General features: G+C 72.2%; 13 protein-coding genes. 6 read left to right on the top strand and 7 right to left on the bottom strand.

The features are described from left to right. Positions 1-58: 58 nt before the first annotated feature. Positions 59-352 (bottom strand): hypothetical protein, encoded by a 294-nt coding sequence (locus LUTJ29_RS0108475; RefSeq protein ID WP_027072147.1) that lies wholly within the window; start codon positions 350-352, stop codon positions 59-61. 259 nt (positions 353-611) lie between these two features. Further along, positions 612-3,302, bottom strand: a complete 2,691-nt coding sequence (gene aceE, locus LUTJ29_RS0108470) for a pyruvate dehydrogenase (acetyl-transferring), homodimeric type (protein ID WP_027072146.1) — start codon at positions 3,300-3,302, stop codon at positions 612-614. A 710-nt stretch (positions 3,303-4,012) separates the two neighbouring features. On the opposite strand from aceE, the gene LUTJ29_RS0108465 reads away from it, so the two are divergent. Genes LUTJ29_RS0108465 through LUTJ29_RS0108455 form a run of 3 tightly spaced genes read left to right on the top strand, consistent with a single transcriptional unit; the run spans position 4,013 to position 6,662 of the window. After that, entirely contained in the window at positions 4,013-5,824 is a 1,812-nt protein-coding gene (locus tag LUTJ29_RS0108465; protein WP_051322849.1) for an ATP-binding protein, read from the top strand. Beyond that, positions 5,821-6,261 carry a response regulator gene (locus LUTJ29_RS0108460; RefSeq protein ID WP_027072144.1) on the top strand — a complete coding sequence of 147 codons (441 nt, stop codon included), beginning with the start codon at positions 5,821-5,823 and terminating at the stop codon, positions 6,259-6,261. The genes LUTJ29_RS0108465 and LUTJ29_RS0108460 overlap by 4 nt, the downstream gene beginning before the upstream one ends. Beyond that, a complete protein-coding gene (locus LUTJ29_RS0108455; RefSeq protein WP_027072143.1) occupies positions 6,258-6,662 on the top strand; it encodes a response regulator in 405 nt (134 codons plus the stop codon). The genes LUTJ29_RS0108460 and LUTJ29_RS0108455 overlap by 4 nt, the downstream gene beginning before the upstream one ends. Before the next feature lie 266 nt (positions 6,663-6,928). On the opposite strand, the gene LUTJ29_RS0108450 is transcribed toward LUTJ29_RS0108455, so the two are convergent. From LUTJ29_RS0108450 to rsgA, 4 genes are all read right to left on the bottom strand, one after another. Next, positions 6,929-9,247, bottom strand: a complete 2,319-nt coding sequence (locus LUTJ29_RS0108450; RefSeq protein ID WP_043740882.1) for an NADP-dependent malic enzyme — start codon at positions 9,245-9,247, stop codon at positions 6,929-6,931. Between the two features lie 205 nt (positions 9,248-9,452). After that, positions 9,453-10,811 (bottom strand): dicarboxylate/amino acid:cation symporter, encoded by a 1,359-nt coding sequence (locus tag LUTJ29_RS16795; RefSeq protein ID WP_043740880.1) that lies wholly within the window; start codon positions 10,809-10,811, stop codon positions 9,453-9,455. Between the two features lie 55 nt (positions 10,812-10,866). Continuing rightward, positions 10,867-12,108 carry a flavohemoglobin expression-modulating QEGLA motif protein gene (locus LUTJ29_RS0108440; RefSeq protein WP_027072141.1) on the bottom strand — a complete coding sequence of 414 codons (1,242 nt, stop codon included), beginning with the start codon at positions 12,106-12,108 and terminating at the stop codon, positions 10,867-10,869. A gap of 116 nt (positions 12,109-12,224) precedes the next feature. Next, positions 12,225-13,319: a ribosome small subunit-dependent GTPase A gene (rsgA, locus tag LUTJ29_RS0108435; RefSeq protein WP_232221179.1), complete on the bottom strand. Its 1,095-nt coding sequence runs from the start codon at positions 13,317-13,319 to the stop codon at positions 12,225-12,227. A gap of 125 nt (positions 13,320-13,444) precedes the next feature. Between rsgA and LUTJ29_RS0108430 the strand changes: the two genes are divergently transcribed. The 3 genes from LUTJ29_RS0108430 to LUTJ29_RS0108420 are packed head-to-tail and all read left to right on the top strand — an operon-like array spanning position 13,445 to position 16,037. Further along, positions 13,445-14,713 (top strand): aminotransferase class I/II-fold pyridoxal phosphate-dependent enzyme, encoded by a 1,269-nt coding sequence (locus LUTJ29_RS0108430; protein WP_027072139.1) that lies wholly within the window; start codon positions 13,445-13,447, stop codon positions 14,711-14,713. Next, positions 14,710-15,342, top strand: coding sequence for an SGNH/GDSL hydrolase family protein (locus tag LUTJ29_RS0108425; RefSeq protein ID WP_027072138.1), 633 nt, complete (start codon positions 14,710-14,712; stop codon positions 15,340-15,342). Before LUTJ29_RS0108430 ends, LUTJ29_RS0108425 begins: the two co-directional genes overlap by 4 nt. Further along, positions 15,339-16,037: a class I SAM-dependent methyltransferase gene (locus tag LUTJ29_RS0108420; protein ID WP_144774319.1), complete on the top strand. Its 699-nt coding sequence runs from the start codon at positions 15,339-15,341 to the stop codon at positions 16,035-16,037. The genes LUTJ29_RS0108425 and LUTJ29_RS0108420 overlap by 4 nt, the downstream gene beginning before the upstream one ends. Before the next feature lie 3 nt (positions 16,038-16,040). Here LUTJ29_RS0108420 and LUTJ29_RS16790 read toward each other — a convergent pair whose 3' ends face one another. Next, positions 16,041-16,856, bottom strand: coding sequence for a polysaccharide deacetylase family protein (locus LUTJ29_RS16790; protein ID WP_232221178.1), 816 nt, complete (start codon positions 16,854-16,856; stop codon positions 16,041-16,043). Between the last annotated feature and the right edge of the window lie 41 nt (positions 16,857-16,897).

Genomic DNA, 16,897 nt, shown 5'->3' with positions numbered 1-16,897 from the left:
TGCGCGCACCGCGCGTTGCTGGCGAGGGTAGGGTGCCTGTCTCCGGAGGCGGGCCGGATCAGGGACCGTCTTGGGGCGAAGTAGGGGAACCCTGAATCCTCAGCAGCTCATGGAGGACGCGGAGCCACGAGCGCATAGACGGAGAGGTGATCGACAACACCTCCAGCCGGCGGGCCTCGTCATCATCGATCGGCGGCACGTCCGGATCGCTAACGGCGAGCTTGGCGTAGGCAGCGAGGCGACGCACGGCCTCTGCAGACTCGCTGATGTCGTCCTCGTCCGGCATGAAGCACTGGGCGTCCGAGGGACTACCTGCGGCGATCATCTCGGCAATGTGGGCGTACTTGTTCATCGGGTTCTCCTGGATGCGGGGACCGCCTCAACGAGGCGGCTTGCCAGAGACGATGGACCAACGCGCGCAGCGGTCAACCGCGGTTCTCGAACGCGCGAGAGGGCGGGCGGTCCGGAGTTACCGATGCGTTACCGAAAAAGACTTAGGGCCGCCTCTCGGCAGCCCTAAGTGCTTGAAAAAGTTGGCGTCCCCACGGGGATTCGAACCCCGGTCGCTACCGTGAAAGAGTAGCGACCCGCGGCGCTACGTAGGAGGCGAATCAAACCCCCAACGGATTCGGCTTCTCCTGATCGATCTTGTACAGCTTGATCGCCCTGGCCGCATCCTTCGCCGTCATCTTCCCGTCCTTGGCCAGGGCATCGATCGCCGCGTGGGCGATGTAGTAGCGGTCCACCTCGAAGTGGCGGCGCAGGTTGGCGCGGGTGTCGGAGCGGCCGAAGCCGTCGGTGCCGAGCACGGTATAGGTGCGCGGGACGAAGGCGCGGATCTGGTCGGTGAAGCTGCGCACGTAGTCGGAGGCCGCGACCACCGGGCCGGCGGGGCGGGACTCGATGCACTCGGTGACGTAGGCCTTGCGCGGCTTGGCCTCGGGGTGCAGGCGGTTCCAGCGCTCGGCGTCGTAGCCGTCGCGGCGCAGTTCGGTGAAGCTGGGGCAGGACCAGATGTCGGCGGTGACGCCGAAGTCCTTGTCCAGCAGCTCGGCCGCGGCGATGGCCTCGCGCAGGATGGTGCCGCTGCCCAGCAACTGCACGCGCAGCTCGCCCTTCTTCGGCTTGCCCGCGTCCTTGAGCAGGTACATGCCCTTGATGACGCCCTCGGCCGCGCCTTCCGGCAGGTCGGGGTGGGGGTAGTTCTCGTTCATCAGGGTCAGGTAGTAGTACTCGTCCACCTGGTCCTCGATCATCCGCTTCATGCCGTGCTGGATGATCACCGCGACCTCGCCGGCGAAGGTGGGGTCGTAGCTGCGGCAGTTGGGGATCGCGCCCGACAGCAGGTGGCTGTGGCCGTCCTCGTGCTGCAGGCCCTCGCCGTTGAGCGTGGTGCGGCCGGCGGTGCCGCCGAGCAGGAAGCCGCGGGCGCGCATGTCGGCCGCCTGCCAGGCGGCGTCGCCCACGCGCTGGAAGCCGAACATCGAGTAGTAGATGTAGAACGGCAGCAGCTGCAGGTTGTTGGTGCTGTAGCTGGTGGCGGCGGCCATCCACGAGGCCATGGCGCCGGCCTCGGTGATGCCTTCCTGCAGCACCTGGCCGGCGGCGTCCTCGCGGTAGTACATCAGCTGGTCGCGGTCGACCGGCTTGTACTTCTGGCCGGTGGGCGCGTAGATGCCGATCTGGCGGAACAGGCCCTCCATGCCGAAGGTGCGGGCCTCGTCGCAGACGATCGGCACCACGCGCGGGCCGACCTGCTTGTCGCGCAGGATGATGTTGAGCGACTGCACGAACGCCATCGTGGTCGACATCTCGCGCTCGCCGGTGCTCTTGAGCAGGCGTTCGAACGACTCCAGCTTCGGCACGGTGAGGCGCTCGTCGGCCTTGCGGCGGCGCTTGGGCACGAAGCCGCCCAGCGCGCGGCGGCGCTCGAGCAGGTACTGCACCTCGTCCGACTTCTCGCCCGGGTGGTAGAACGGCACGTTGCCGTCCTTGAGCTGGTCGTCGTCGATCGGGATCTTGAAGCGGTCGCGGAACGCGCGCACCGCGTCGTCGTCCAGCTTCTTGGTCTGGTGGGTGGGGTTGAGCGCCTCGCCGGCCGAGCCCATGCCGTAGCCCTTGACCGTCTTGGCCAGGATCACGGTCGGCTGGCCGGTGGTCTTCATCGCCAGGTCGTAGGCGGCGTACACCTTGTGCGGGTCGTGGCCGCCGCGGTTGAGGCGCCAGATGTCGTCGTCCGACAGGCTGGCGACCATGGCCGCGGTCTCGGGGTACTTGCCGAAGAAGTGCTCGCGCGTGTACGCGCCGCCGAAGGCCTTGCAGTTCTGGTACTCGCCGTCGACGGTCTCCATCATCAGCTTCTTGAGGATGCCCTGCTTGTCGTTGGCGAGCAGCGGATCCCAGTAGCTGCCCCAGATGGTCTTGATCACGTTCCAGCCGGCGCCGCGGAACTGGCTCTCCAGCTCCTGGATGATCTTGCCGTTGCCGCGCACCGGGCCGTCGAGGCGCTGCAGGTTGCAGTTCACCACGAAGATCAGGTTGTCCAGGCCCTCGCGGCCGGCGATCGACAGCGCGCCCAGGCTCTCGGGCTCGTCGGTCTCGCCGTCGCCGAGGAAGCACCAGACCTTGCGGTCGGTCTTGGGCATCAGGCCGCGCGACTCGAGGTACTTCCAGTTGCGCGCCTGGTAGATCGCGGCGATCGGGCCCAGGCCCATCGAGACCGTGGGCACCTGCCAGAAGTCGGGCATCAGCCAGGGGTGCGGGTAGGACGAGACGCCGCGGCCGTCGACCTCCATGCGGAAGTGGTCGAGCTGCGACTCGGTGATGCGGCCCTCGAGGAAGGCGCGGGCGTAGATGCCCGGCGAGCTGTGGCCCTGGGTGGCGACCAGGTCGCCGGGGTGCTCGCCGTCGGAGCCGCGGAAGAAGTGGTTGAAGCCGACGTCGTAGAGCGTGGCCGAGCTGGCGAAGCTGGCGATGTGGCCGCCGAGGTCGCCGGGCTTGCGGTTGGCCCGCACCACCATCGCCATCGCGTTCCAGCGGATGATCGAGCGGATGCGCCATTCCAGGGTCTGGTCGCCCGGCATGCGGGGTTCCAGGTGCGGCGGGATGGTGTTGATGTACTCGGTGGTCGGCGAGAACGGCAGGTGGGCGCCGGCGCGGCGGGCCAGCTCGACCATGTTCTCGAGCAGCTGGTGGGCGCGCTCGGCACCGCTGTGGTCGATCACCGCCTTGAGCGATTCGATCCACTCCCGGGTCTCGGTCGGGTCCGGGTCGTTGTGCAGCACGTCGGTCAGCCAGTTCATCGCTTGCTCCGCCGCGGCCCGCGGGCCGCATCCTTGTTGTTGTTCGGGGGAAATACGCCTGATTCTAGCAGGCGGCCCGAGCGCGCCCGCGCGGCCCCGGACAGCGCGCATGCGGCGCGGCACCATGCGCTGGCGCACTGCGGCGCGCGGGTGCAACACAGCGTCGCGGGGCCGGCGGCCACGCTGGAAGTTGCAGGCGGTACGGACCGTCGGCGGGTGGCGGTGGCGGGGATGGACGCGGTCGATTGCGGGTGCACGGCGGCGTGCGCGGGGCGTGCGGCCTGGGGGGCGGCTTGGGTCGCGGCTGAAGCGGCTCCTACGGTGTGCCTGGCGGTGGTAGGAGCGGCTTCAGCCGCGACCACCGCTCCTCCGGCTCCAGCACCCGATCGCCCGGCCGCTTCGCCGCCCGCCTTCGTCCCGGCCCCTGCCAGACTGCGTCCCGCCCGCGTCGCGGACCCACGCGCCCGGGGCGCATCCGGTCGCGCAACGCGGCATCCCTGCCGTCCGCCGATCCCGCGTGGCGAGCCGTCTTCGCGCGGCGTGCACACCTGCCCGGTCAGGATGCGCCACCTTCCGGGTGGGGCGAATGCGCCCGCACCGCCTCGGGCGATTGCCCGCCGGGACCGGGTCGGCAATGATCGCCATCGCAGGGGAGTGAGGCGCCGTGGCCGGCGGCCGGTTTCCCGTGTCCGACCGGTCCTGACTGCACGATGCCTTACTCCGCCTTGCCCCAACCGCTGTCGAACTGGCGCCTGCCTGCGCTCGGCCTGGCGGTGGTGCTGATCGTGGTCACCCCGTTCCTGCTGCTGCGCCAGGCCGCGCACAACACCAACGCGGCCTGGTCGATGGTGGCCCATACCCACGAGACCGCCTCCACGGTGCATTCGATCGCCGCCGACATGCGCAACATGGAGTCGGGGGCGCTGTCGATCGCCTCGGGCGTGGACAACCAGCTGCTGCGCGAGCGCATGAGCGAAAGCCGCGCGCGCCTGCTGCCGGCGCTGGAGCGGCTGCAGGAGCTGACCCGCGACAACCCCGCGCAGCAGGTGCGCATCGGTTCGCTGCAGACCAACATCCTGCTGCGCAAGGCCCACGCCGACCGCATCGTCGAGTCCGCGGCCGCCGACGTGACTGTGGCCGACATCGACGCGATGGTCGCGCGCTATCCGATCCACAACCTGGTCGACGAGATCGTGTCCGAGGAGGAGCGGCTGCTCGGCGAGCGCTTGGAACGCGCCCAGCGCCTGGAGCGGCGGGCGCGGGTGGCGACCTGGGCGGCGATGATCGGACAGCTGCTGCTGCTCGGCGGCCTGCTCGTCTACGCGGCGCGGCAGATGTCGCACCGGCTGCGCGCCGAGGACGACGCCCAGCGCGCCAGCATGCGCTCGCGCGTGGTGCTCGACACGGTGCGCGAACCGATCGTGCTGCTCGACGCGGACCAGCGGGTGGTGATGCACAACGCCGCGTTCGCCGAGCTCTACGGCGTGGACGACGACGATGCGCGCGGCCGGCCGCTGCGCGAGATCGGCGGCGGCGCCTGGGACGACGAGCTGATCCTGCGCCGGCTGGCCGACGTGCTGGCGCGCGGGCGCGAGCTGTGGGACCACGAGCAGGTGCAGCGCACGGCCGACGGCGTCGAGCGCACCATGGTGATCAACGCCAGGCGCATGCCGTTGCCGGACTCGGCCACGAGCGTGGCCCTGGTCACCGCCAGCGACATCAGCGTGCAGAAGGCCAGCGACCGCCAGATCCGCGAGCTCAACCGCCAGCTGGAGGGCAAGATCGAGCAGGTCTCGGACGTGAACCGCGAGCTGGAGGCCTTCAGCTATTCGGTCTCGCACGACCTGCGCGCGCCCCTGCGCCACATCGCCGGCTTCGGCGACAAGCTCTCGCGCCACCTGGGCGACGGGCTCGACGACAAGGGCCGCCACTACCTCGGCGTCATGGTGTCGTCGGCGCAGCGGATGTCGGCGCTGATCGACGACCTGCTGGTGTACTCGCGCCTGGGCCGCAGCGCGCTGCGGCTGCAGGTGGTGGACATGCAGTCGCTGGTGGCCGAGACCCGGGCCATGCTCGACGCCAACAACGCCAGCGAGTCGCCCGGGCACGTCATCGACTGGAGGATCGCGCCGCTGCCGGTGGTGGTGGGCGACGAGAACATGCTCCGCCAGGTGTGGCTGAACCTGCTCGGCAACGCGGTCAAGTACAGCCGCGGCAGCGAGCCGGCGAGGATCGAGGTCGACTACCACCAGCTGGCCGACGGCTCGCACCAGTTCGAGGTGCGCGACAACGGCGCCGGCTTCGACATGCAGTACGCCGGCAAGCTGTTCGGCGTGTTCCAGCGCCTGCACCCGGCCAGCGAGTTCCCCGGTACCGGCATCGGCCTGGCCAGCGTGCGCCGGGTGCTGACCCGCCACGGCGGCCGGATCGAGGCCCATGCCCGGCCCGGCGAGGGCGCCACCTTCCGCTTCACCCTTCCCGCCGCGGGCGAGACCGCGGCCGCCAACGAGAACAAGCAATGAGCGAGCTGCGCACCATCCTGCTGGCCGAGGACAGTCCCCACGATGCCGAGATGGCGATCGACGCGCTGCGCGAGGCCCATCTCGCCAACCCGATCGTGCATGTCGAGGACGGGGTCGAGGCCCTCGACTACCTGCTGCGCCGCGGGCGCTGGAAGGACCGGCCCGACGAAGACCTCGCGGTGCTGCTGCTCGACATCAAGATGCCGCGCATGGACGGGCTCGAGGTGCTGACCGAGCTGCGCAGGAACGACCGCTTCAAGTCGCTGCCGATCGTGGTGCTCTCGTCCTCGCGCGAGGAGAGCGACCTGGCCCGCAGCTGGGACCTGGGCGTGAACGCCTACGTGGTCAAGCCGGTGGACGTGGACCAGTTCTTCGACGCGGTGCGCACGCTCGGGCGCTTCTGGGCGGTGCTCAACGAACCGCCGAAGAAGGGATGAACGCCGTCGTGGCCGCCGCCACTCCCCTCGCCTTCTCCGCGCCCGGCCTGCGCGTGCTGCTGGTGGAGGATTCGCCGGACGACGCCGAGCTGGCGGAGTGGGCGCTGCGCAAGGCCGGGATCGACGTGCGCTGCGTGCGCGCCTGCACCGCGATCGAGGTGGCGGCCGCGCTGGCCGGCTTCGCGCCGCAGGTGGTGGTATCGGACCTGAACCTGCCCGGGTTCTCCGGCGCGCAGGCGCTGACGCAGGTGCGGGCGCACGATCCGTCGCTGCCGTTCGTGTTCCTCACCGGCGGCCTGGCGCCCGGCGACAGCGTGCCGGTGGCGGACGGGCTGCTGTCGAAGGATGCGCTGGACGAGCTGCCGCCGTTGCTGCTGCGGCTGGTGGCGCAGCGGGGCTAGCGCGGGAGGGAGCGGGGCCGGGTCGGGGGTGGTGGCCCGGCTGGTGGAAGCGGGCCTGCCCCCACCCCGGCCCTCCCCCGCAAGCGGGGGAGGGAGGAGCCTGGATGTCCTGAAGGCTCTTGCCCTCTCCCTGGCCCTGCCCCGCGGGCGGGGGAGGGAGTGGGGCGTGGCGGGTGGATCCGATCGCGAAGCGGTCGCCCTGCTCCTTCCCCCGCTTGCGGGGGAAGGCCGGGATGGGGGCCTCGACGCGCCGCCGGAACCCCCGCTCAGCCCCCGCGCCCCGCCAGTCGCTGCTTGCGGATCTGGGCCTCGACCGCGGCGATCGCGGTCATGTTCACCACCCGGCGCGGCCGCGAGGCGGTGGTCAGCACGTGCGCGGGCTTGCTCACGCCCATCAGGATCGGGCCCAGCGCCACGCCGTCGGTCAGCACCCGCACCATGTTGTAGGCGATGTTGGCCGAGTCCAGGTTCGGGAACACGAACAGGTTCGCGCGACCGTCCAGGGTGGTGTTGGGGAAGATCTTGCGGCGGAAGTCGGCGTCGAGCGCGGTGTCGGCCATCATCTCGCCGTCCACCTCGAGCTTGGGCGCGCGCTTGCGCAGGATCTGCAGCGCCTGGCGCATCTTGCGCGCGCTGGCATCGTCGTGGCTGCCGAAGTTCGAGTGCGACAGCAGCGCGACCTTGGGCTCGATGCCGAACAGCTTGAGCCGGTAGGCCGCCTGCACGGTGCTTTCGGCGATCTGCTCCGGGGTCGGGTCCGGCTGGACGTGGGTGTCGACGAAGAACCACAGGCCGCGGTCGTTGACCACGCCGGTCATGGCCGAGGTGCTCTGCACGCCCGGGTCGAGGTCGAACACGCTGCGGATGTAGCCGAGCTTCTTGTGGTAGCGGCCGACCAGGCCGGTGATCATCGCGTCGGCCTCGCCGCGGTCGACCATCACCGCCGCGATCAGGGTCGGGCGCGAGCGCATCAGGGTCTTGGCGGTCTCCGGGGTCACGCCTCGGCGCTCGGTGAGCGCGTGGTAGTGGCGCCAGTAGTCGTTGTAGCGCGGATCGTCGTCCTGGTTGGTCAGCTCGAAGTCGACGCCCGGGCGCAGGCGCAGGCCCAGGCGCTTGATCCGCGACTCGATCACGTCCGGGCGCCCGATCAGGATCGGGAACGCCAGGCCCTCGTCGACCACGGTCTGCACGCCGCGCAGGACGGTCTCGTTCTCGCCCTCGGCGTAGACCACGCGCTGGCGGTCGGCGCGGGCGCGGTCGTAGATCGGCCGCATCACCAGCGCGGTGCGGTGGTGGAACTGGGACAGCTTCTCGCGGTAGGCGGCCTCGTCCGGCAGCGGACGGGTGGCGACGCCCGTCTCCATCGCGGCCTTCGCCACGGCGGTGGCGACGATGGTCAGCAGGCGCGGGTCGAACGGGCGCGGGATGATGTAGTCGCGGCCGAAGCTCGGCACTTCCTCGCCGTAGGCGGTGGCCAGGTCGCTCGACTCCATCTTGGCCAGCGCCGCGATCGCGTGCACGCAGGCCAGCTTCATCTCCTCGTTGATCGTGGTCGCGCCCACGTCCAGCGCGCCGCGGAAGATGTACGGGAAGCAGAGCGCGTTGTTGACCTGGTTGGGGTAGTCGGAGCGGCCGGTGGCGATGATCGCGTCCGGGCGCACTTCGCGCGCCACCTCGGGCAGGATCTCGGGGTAGGGGTTGGCCAGGGCGAGGATGATCGGGTTGTCCGCCATCGTCGCCACCATCTCCGGCTTGAGGATGCCGCCGGCCGACAGGCCGAGGAAGATGTCGGTGCCGGCCACGATCTCGGCCAGGGTGCGGTGCGGCGTGTCGCGCGCGTAGCGGCGCTTGGCCTCGTCGAGGTCGTCGCGCCCGGCATGGATCACCCCGCCTCGGTCGTAGGCGGTGATGTTCTCGGGCTTCAGGCCCAGCGCCACCAGCATGTCCAGGCAGGCGATGCCGGCCGCGCCGGCGCCGGTGGTGGCGAGCCGGACGTCCTCGATCTTCTTGCCCGCGATCTCCAGCGCGTTGACCACGGCCGCGCCGACGATGATCGCGGTGCCGTGCTGGTCGTCGTGGAACACCGGGATGTTGAGCCGCTCGCGCAGCTTGCGCTCGACGATGAAGCACTCGGGCGCCTTGATGTCCTCGAGGTTGATGCCGCCGAAGGTCGGCTCGAGGCTGGCGATGATGTCGACGAGCTTGTCGGGGTCCTTCTCGTCGATCTCGATGTCGAACACGTCGATGCCGGCGAACTTCTGGAACAGCACGCCCTTGCCTTCCATCACCGGCTTGCCCGCCAGCGGGCCGATGTCGCCCAGGCCCAGCACCGCGGTGCCGTTGGAGATCACCGCCACCAGGTTGCCGCGCGCGGTGTAGTCGCTGGCCCGGGTCGGATCGGCCGCGATCTCCTCGCAGGCATAGGCCACGCCGGGCGAATAGGCCAGCGCCAGGTCGCGCTGGGTCAGCATCGGCTTGGTCGCGGTGACCTTGATCTTCCCGCGTGGCTCCAGCCGGTGGTAGTCCAGGGCGGCGTTGCGGAAGTGTTCCGCGCTTTCGGTGCTGTTCGGGGATTCGTCGGACATGGTCGGCGGGCGGGAAGCGGAACCCGGATTCTAGCCCCTCCCCTCCGGGGCTTCCTGCACGATCGGAGCAGCCGGGCCGCCGATTGCGGCACGACGCGGGCAGGCCCGCGGCGGCGGCGCGGCGGGCCGCGGGCCGCGACGCGACGCGGACGGCACGCACCCGGATGCCGAGGCGCCCGCCGCGGCGCGCCGGCGCCGGCGCGGGTCAGTCGGTGTCCAGGGCGCGCGGGTCGCCGCGGCCGGCCGCCGGGTCCGGCGCGGCGGCGAGCGGCATCGAACCTTCCGACAGCGCTGCCTCCAGCGCCGCGCGGTCGAGCGCGTTCTCCCAGCGCGCGACCACCACGCTGGCCACCGCGTTGCCCATGAAGTTGGTGAGCGAGCGGCATTCGCTCATGAAGCGGTCGACGCCCAGCACCAGCGCCATGCCCGCCACCGGGATGGTCGGCACCACCGACAGCGTCGCCGCCAGGGTGATGAAGCCCGCGCCGGTCACCCCGGCCGCGCCCTTGGAGCTGACCATCGCCACCAGCAGCAGGGTCAGCTGCTGCCAGGCGGTGAGCTCGGTGTTGGTGGCCTGGGCGATGAACAGGGCAGCCAGGGTCATGTAGATGTTGGTGCCGTCGAGGTTGAACGAATAGCCGGTGGGCACCACCAGCCCGACCACCGACTTGCCGCAGCCGGCGCGCTCCATCTTCTCCATCAGCGAGGGCAGCGCCGACTCCGAGGAGGAGGTGCCCAGCACCAGCAGCAGCTCCGCGCGCAGGTAGCGGGCCAGCTTCAGGATCGAGAACCCGCACAGCCGGCACACCGCGCCCAGCACCACCAGCACGAACAGCAGCGAGGTCAGGTAGAAGGTGCCGACCAGCCAGGCCAGGTTGGCCAGCGAGGCCAGGCCGAACTTGCCGATGGTGAAGGCGATCGCGCCGAACGCGCCGACCGGCGCGGCCTTCATCAGCAGGTGCACCAGCCGGAACACCGGCGCGGTCAGCGCCTCCAGCAGCGCCTGCACTGGGCGTCCGCGCTCGCCGGTCAGCGCCAGGGCGATGCCGAACAGCACCGCCACGAACAGCACCTGCAGGATGTTGCCGCCGGTGAAGGCGCCCAGCAGGGTGTCGGGGATCACGTCGAGCAGGAACCCGACCAGGGTCATCTCGTGCGACTTCTGCACGTAGCCCTGGATCGCGGGGGCGTCCAGCGTCGCCGGATCGATGTCCATGCCCGCGCCCGGCCGCACCACGTGCGCCACCAGCAGGCCCACCACCAGCGCCAGGGTGGAGAAGAACAGGAAGTAGGCCATCGCCTTGCCGAACACCCGGCCCACCGTGCGCAGCTGCGGCATGCCGGCGATGCCGGTGGCGATGGTGAGGAAGACCACCGGCGCGATGATCATCTTGACCAGCTTGATGAAGCCGTCGCCGAGCGGCTTGAACTGCTCGGCCAGCGCCGGATGGAAATGGCCGAGCAGGGCGCCGGCCGCGATCGCCAGCAGCACCTGCACGTACAGCTGCCGGTACCAGGGTAGGCGCGGCACGGCCGGGGCGGCGACGGACGACGGGGCGGGCATCGGATGCGGATCCTCGTGGGCTGCGGCGCACTGTAGCGGCGGTGCCGCGCGTGCGTCAGGCCCCGCCGTCGGAGAGCCGGTCGAGGCGGATGCGGTTGGCGAACAGCGAGAACGCGAGCAGGCCGGCCAGCCCGTTCGCGCGCGCCGTCCACGGCGGCAGCCAGCGCGGCGGGGCCAGCACCCCGGCCTCGAACAGCGGCTCGAAGCGTTCCACGTCGTGCAGGGTCATCTTGCCCGCGAACAGGCGCCGGCACTGGCGCAGGCGGCCTTCGCGCAGGGCGTGGCGGAAGAAGGTGTGCACCTCGACCAGGCCGCGCAGGTACACGGTGTCCTTGGCGAATGCCGTGCCGCCCTCCACCGGCACGCCGCGGAACACGCGCTGGGCCGAGGAGAAACTCTCGGCCGCGTCCTGGCCGGCGTCCATGAAGTGCCGGAACACCTGCAGGAAGTCGGCGCCCTCCAGCGCCATCGCGATCGCCTCGGTGCGCAGGCTGACCCGCTTCATGCGCTCGATGTCGAGGCTGCCGGTGATCTGCTCGGCCAGCACCGCCAGGCCCTCCTGGGTCGCGGTGACCCGCGGCGAGGACATGGCCAGGCTCGGCAGGACCTGCTGCTCGCGGCCATTGAGCGCGGTGAGCGAATGCACCAGCGCCTCGTGGTGCAGCAGCTGGGCCTGGTCGTAGTCGCTGAAGGCCGCGCCGCCGCGCAGGCGGATCCGGAACGCGCCGGCGGCGGCCTTGGCGATCAGGTCGGGGTCGAGTTCGACCGCCACCACGCGCCCGCCGAAGAAGGCGTCGAGCTGGTTCTGCAGCTGCAGCTGGAGCGCGGTCGCGGAGATCTTCACCTGCTCCTCGGGCGCGACCAGTTCGCGGTCGAGCTCGTCGGCGATGCCGATGAAGTGCGCCGCGGCCTCGCGCGCGCTCGGCCCGCCGCCGGGCAGCGGGTCGCGCGGATGGCCGTAGAGCATCACCGACAGCGCGCCGGCCTCGCGCGTGCCCAGCGCCTCGAGCATGCGCGCGGCCAGGTCCCAGTCGCGCGCCGACTCCACCAGGTAGGCCCCGAGCGGGTGGCCCGGGTCGGCCTCGGCGGCGATCGCCTCGAGTTCGCGCCGCTGGGGGCCGAAGTCGCGGCGCGGGTATGCGTGGGCCGGCAGCCGGGCCCGGCCGCGCGCGTAGTCCGCGAGGAAGCGCTCCTGCACCGCGGCCGGCCAGCTGGCCAGCGACAGCACCCGCAGCTCGCGCGCGGCGCGGACCATGCGCGCGTCGAGCGCGGCGTGGTGGGCGATGGGATCGGTCATCCGCGCGTCCTGTCGGCCTGGGCCCCGCCATGCTGGGCAATGTCGGCGCGGATGTCATCGCCCGGCGGCACGGGCGCGAGCGCGGCCGGTGCGTGCGCCGGGCCCCGCGGGTCCGCTCAGCGCCGCGCCGGCCCCCGGCCGGGCCCGCGCGCACCGGGCCTGTGCCCCAGCCGCGAGGCGAGCCGGTCGGCGGCGCCGGCGACTTCGCCGCGCAGCTTGTGGTAGTTCGCCAGCCGCCCCGGGTCCAGTTCGCCGGCCTCGACCGCGGCGCGCACCGCGCAGCCCGGTTCGGCCTGGTGGCGGCAGTCGCGGAAGCGGCAGCCGGCGGCCAGGGCCTCGATGTCGGCGAAGCCGTCGCCCAGGTCTTCCTCGCCGGTCGGCTTGAGTTCGCGCATGCCCGGGGTGTCGATCAGGCACGCGCCCGAGGGCAGCGGGATCAGGGCGCGGTGGGTGGTGGTGTGGCGCCCGCGCGCGTCGCGCCCGCGCACCGCGCCGGTCTTCATCCGCTCATGGCCGAGCAGGGTGTTGGTGAGGGTGGACTTGCCGGCGCCGGACGAGCCGACCAGCACCGCGGTCACGCCCGGCCCGAGCCACGGCGCCAGCGCCTGCGCGGTCGCCGGGTCGCGTGCGTTGACCGCCAGCACCGGCACGTCGCCGCCGAGCACGTCGGCCAGCGCGGCGCGCGCGGCATCGGGATCGGCGCCGGGCAGGTCGGCCTTGGTCAGCACCACCACCGGCCGCACGTCCTCGGCCCGGGCCAGCAGCAGGTAGCGCTCGATCCGGCGCGGATTGAAGTCGCCGTCGAGCCCGCAGGCGATGATGGCGACATCGACGTTGGCGGCGATCAGCTGCTGGCGGTAGTGCTCGCCGGCGGCGGCGCGCTTGAGCGCGTTGCGCCGGGGCAGCAGGGCGACGATGCGCCCGTCCTCGACCAGCACCCAGTCGCCGACCACCGCGCGCTCCCCGGGCGCCACCTTGCCGCGGCGGTAGCCCGGCGGACGCTGCCACTGCGGCGGCGATTCGACGCTCGCGGCCGGCTCGGTTGCATCGGCAACCACGTAACCGGCGCGATGCTGTTCGACCACGCGCGCGGGACGGGCCCGCGGATGCGCGGCCATCAGCTCGGCCCAGGGCCCGGGGCCGGGCGCGCCCGGCCAGGGCCAGCCGATGCCGCGCAGGGCGTCGAAGTCGGGATTCAAGCGTTCGTGCACGGCGTTTGCATGGAGCGATTCTAGGCCCTGTCCCGGGGCCGCCGCCGCGCAGGCCGTGGAGGCCCGGGACAGGCGTATGATCAGCCCTTTCCGCGGCCATCCGCCGCCCCTGCCCCGCCACGCCGATGTCCGCTCCCAGCCTGCCCGTCCGCCAACGCCTGTCCGAAGTCCGCTACGAGATCCGCGGCGAGCTGGCCCGGCGGGCCCGCGAGCTCGAGACCCGGGGCCGGCAGCTGATCAAGCTCAACATCGGCAACCCCGGCGCGTTCGGCTTCCGCGCGCCCGAGCACCTGCAGCGGGCGATCGCCGACCACATCCACCGCACCGATCCCTACACCCACCAGCAGGGCCTGCCCGAGGCGCGCGAGGCGATCGCCGCCCACCACGTCGCCCGCGGCACGCCGTACGCCTCGCCCGAGCGGGTGTTCGTCGGCAACGGCGTGAGCGAGCTGATCGACATCTCGCTGCGCGCCCTGCTCAACCCCGGCGACGAGGTGCTCGTGCCCTCGCCCGACTACCCGCTGTGGTCGGCGGCGACGATCCTCAACGAGGGCCGCCCCGTGTTCTACCAGTGCCACGCGGAGAACGGCTTCCTGCCCGACCCGGTGGAGATCGAGGCGCTGGTGTCGGCGCGCACGCGCGCGATCGTGCTGATCAACCCGAACAACCCGACCGGCGCCAACTATCCGCGCGAGCTGCTCGAGCGCATCGCCGCCATCGCCAGCCGCCACAACCTGCTGCTGCTGTGCGACGAGATCTACGACAGCATCCTCTACGACGGCAACGCGTTCGTGCCGGTGGCGCCGATCGCCGGCGACGCGCCGTGCCTGTCGTTCGGCGGCCTGTCCAAGGTGCACCGCGCCTGCGGCTGGCGCGTGGGCTGGGCGGTGCTGTCGGGCGACCCGAAGCGCAGCACCGAGTTCTGCCACGCCATGGACCTGCTCGGCGCGCTGCGCCTGTGCTCGAACGTGCCCGGCCAGTTTGCGATCGCGGCCGCGCTCGACGGGACCGACACCATCACCCCGCTGTGCAGCCCGGGCGGCCGCCTGTACGAGACCCGGCGCGCGGTGGTCGAGGCCTGCGAGGCCAGCCCGCACCTGTCGCTGACGGCGCCGGCGGGCGCGCTCTACGCCTTCCCGGGCGTGGTCGGCGCGGCGGCCGAGGGCTTCGACGACCACGCCTTCGCCCTGGAACTGCTGGAAACCGAACACGTGCTGATCGTGCCCGGCACCAGCTTCAACGTGCCCTACCGCAACCACTTCCGCGTGACCCTGCTGCCGCAGCCGGACGTGGTGCGCGAGGTGTTCGCGCGCATCGAGCGCGTGCTCGAGCGGCGCGCCCAGGCGCACACCAGGGTCGTGCCGCTGAAGAAGAAGGCGCGACCGGCCGCGTGACCGGCGACGCCGGCCCCACCCGGCGCTTCCTGGCGCTGGGCGACAGCTACACCATCGGCGAGGGCGTCGATCCGGCCGGCCGCTGGCCGGTGCTGCTGGCGCGCGCGCTGCGCGGGGAAGGGCTCGCGCTCGAGGATCCGCAGATCGTCGCCACCACCGGCTGGACCACCGACGAACTGCGGGCCGGCATCGAGGCCGCCGCGCCGATGGGGCCGTTCGCGCTGGTGAGCCTGCTCATCGGGGTCAACAACCAGTACCGCGGCCGGCCTCTGGAGGAGTACCGCGAGCAGTTCGCCGGCCTGCTCGAACGCGCGACCGGGTTCGCCGGCGGGCGCGCGGACCGGGTGCTGGTGCTGTCGATCCCCGACTGGGGCGTGACCCCGTTCGCGCGCCAGTCCGGGCGCGACCTGGACCAGGTCGCGCGCGAGCTCGACGCCTTCAACGCCGTCGCGCGGGACACCTGCGACGGCCGCGGCGTCGCCTTCGTCGATGTGACCGCGCACAGCCGCGCCCACGGCGCGAAGCCCGCGATGCTGGCCGACGACGGCCTGCATCCCTCCGCGGCGATGTACACGGCCTGGGCGCAGCTGGCGCTTCCGGTCGCGCGTGGGCTACTGTCGCGGCCATGAACCGGTCCGTCCCGCGGCCCATGGATGCGGAAGCCGCCCGGGGCATCGCCCGCGCCTTCCTGCCCGAGCGCCCGCTCGGCAACCGCTACCACTACTACTACGCGCTGTCGAAGCTGCGCACCGACCCGCTGTACCCGGGCGTGCTCGACCTGCTGCGCGGGCACGCCGCGCCGCTGATCGACCTGGGCTGCGGGCTCGGCCTGCTGGCGCACGCGCTGCGCCGCGACGGCCAGGCCATGCCCTACCTGGGCGTGGACATCGACGCGCCGAAGATCGAGCGCGCGCGCCGCATCGCCGGACGCGCCGGGCTCGAAGGCGTGCGCTTCGAGGTCATGGACCTGGGCGCGGGCTGGCCGGCGCACCACGGCAGCGTGGCGATCCTCGACGTGCTCCAGTTCCTCACCCGCGACCAGCAGGCGGCGCTGCTCGACGCGGCGATCGCGATGCTGGCGCCGGGCGGGCTGCTGGTGATGCGCGCCGCGCTCGACGATGGCGGCGCGCGGATCCGGCGCACGCGCGCCGGCGACCGCTTCGCCGCGCTCACCGGCTGGATGCCGGACCGGCCGCGGCACTACCCCACCGGCGACGAACTGCGCGCGCGCTTCGATGCGGCCGGCCTCGACGTGGACATCGCGCCGTGGTTCGGCAACACCCCGTTCAACAACTGGATGGTGGTGGCCAGGCGTCCGGGCTGAGCCTCAGGCGCGCGTCGCCGGCGCGATGCCCGCGCCGGGCACGGGCCCGTCCCCGTCCGGCAGCACGGCCCGCAGACCCTGTTCCTCCAGCCGCCGCAGCACGCCGGCGATGATCTCCACGCAGCGCCCGTGCGCGGCGCCCTCGTGCAGCAGCACGATCGCGCCCGGCGCCAGGTCGCGGCCGATCCGCGCCAGCACCCTGTCCACGTCGCCGTGCACCGCGTCGAAGCCGCGCGCGCTCCACGCCACGCGCGCCAGGCCGAGGTCGCGCAGCGGCGCGTGCACGAAGGGATTGGCGTGGCCGACCACCGCGCGGAACCACCGCGGCGCCCGGCCGGCGATGGCCGCGAGCTGGCGCTGGGCGCCGGCGATCTCCTCGCGCATCCGCCTCGGCCCCAGCGCCCAGAACCGGGCCTGGGGATGGGTCCTGCTGTGGTTGCCGATGCCGTGCCCGCGCGCCACGATCGCGCGCACCAGCTCCGGGCGCGCGGCGGCGCGCTCGCCGACCAGGAAGAACGTGGCGCGCGCGTCGTGCGCGTCGAGCAGGTCGAGGATCGCGGCGGTGTCGTCCGACGGGCCGTCGTCGATCGTCAGCCAGACCGTCGGCACCCGCGCGGGCAGCCGGGTGAGCACCGGGCCGTACAGCGCCGAGTTCGGCGCCAGCACGCCCCACCAGGCCACGGCGTGGCTGGCCAGCATCAGCGCAAGGCCGACGCCCCAGCCCCACTGCCACCACGCCAGCGCCACCAGCGCCTGCGAGGCCAGCAGCAGCGGCAGCCAGGCGTGCGGGCGGCGGGGCGGGCGATGCAACGGTTCCATGACCTGGATCATGCCACCCGCGGCCCCGCAACACCGCGTTT

The sequence above is a fragment of the Luteimonas sp. J29 genome (assembly GCF_000472505.1).
Taxonomy (GTDB): Bacteria; Pseudomonadota; Gammaproteobacteria; order Xanthomonadales; family Xanthomonadaceae; genus Luteimonas.
Note: the sequence above shows the minus strand (reverse complement) of the source record. Positions and strands in the feature narration are given on the sequence as shown.